This window comes from Halopseudomonas xiamenensis, from assembly GCF_014219065.1.
In the GTDB taxonomy this organism is placed as follows: domain Bacteria; phylum Pseudomonadota; class Gammaproteobacteria; order Pseudomonadales; family Pseudomonadaceae; genus Halopseudomonas; species Halopseudomonas xiamenensis.
In genome coordinates, this window is sequence record NZ_JACLGO010000067.1 from 1 (window position 1) to 1,264 (window position 1,264).

General features: G+C 60.3%; 1 protein-coding gene. It reads left to right on the forward strand.

Annotated features, from left to right (window positions below):
- The coding region (locus H6X51_RS19820) for an IS91-like element ISCR2 family transposase (protein WP_031430888.1) at positions 1 to 1,029 on the forward strand (1,029 nt) is incomplete at its 5' end.
- Positions 1,030 to 1,264 lie beyond the last annotated feature (235 nt).

A 1,264-nucleotide genomic window follows, 5' to 3' on the forward strand; every position in this document is an offset into this window, starting at 1 on the left:
CACCTGGTCAAGAAAGCGGGCCATACCCACCAAGTGGCCAAGACGGGCGCGGTCACCCTGATCCAGCGTTTTGGATCGGCGCTCAATCTGAATGTTCACTTCCACATGCTGTTTCTCGACGGTGTGTATGTCGAGCAATCCCACGGCTCAGCGCGTTTCCGCTGGGTCAAGGCGCCGACCAGCCCAGAGCTCACCCAGCTGACGCACACCATCGCCCACCGGGTGGGTCGCTATCTGGAACGGCAAGGCCTGCTGGAACGGGATGTCGAAAACAGCTATCTGGCCTCGGATGCGGTGGATGACGACCCGATGACACCCCTGCTGGGGCACTCGATCACTTACCGTATCGCTGTCGGTTCACAGGCGGGGCGAAAGGTGTTCACTTTGCAAACTCTGCCGACCAGTGGTGATCCGTTCGGTGACGGGATTGGCAAGGTAGCCGGGTCCAGCCTGCACGCCGGCGTGGCGGCCAGGGCCGATGAACGCAAGAAGCTCGAACGGCTGTGCCGGTACATCAGCCGCCCGGCGGTATCCGAGAAGCGGCTGTCGTTAACACGAGGCGGCAACGTGCGCTACCAGCTCAAGACGCCGTACCGGGACGGCACCACGCACGTCATTTTCGAACCATTGGATTTCATTGCAAGGCTGGCCGCCCTGGTACCGAAGCCCAGAGTCAACCTAACCCGCTTCCACGGGGTGTTCGCACCCAACAGTCGGCACCGGGCGTTGGTCACGCCGGCAAAACGGGGCAGGGGCAACAAGGTCAGGGTGGCTGATGAACCGGCAACACCAGCACAACGGCGAGCGTCGATGACATGGGCGCAACGGCTCAAGCGTGTTTTCAATATCGACATCGAGACCTGCAGCGGCTGCGGCGGCGCCATGAAAGTCATCGCCTGCATTGAAGACCCTATAGTGATCAAGCAGATCCTTGATCACCTGAAGCACAAAGCCGAAACCAGCGGGACCAGGGCGTTACCCGAAAGCCGGGCGCCACCGGCTGAGCTGCTCCTGGGTCTGTTTGACTGACGAGCCTGAAGGCCAACGATACCAATCAAAATGCTGCGTTCACAGCGCCGCGGCAGGGATCCGCCGTGCTGGTTGTCGGAAAAGGAGCCGCTAGTGGGAAAGAGGAGGGTAAATTTTCAGCGTTGCTGGCTCCCCGTCAGCCGGATTGGGTTGCATCGCAGGGGTGTCGAAAGAGTCAACTGCGGTCCAAAGCTGTTGGACTTGGGTGAAAAGGGCGTTTATTCTTCCTATACGT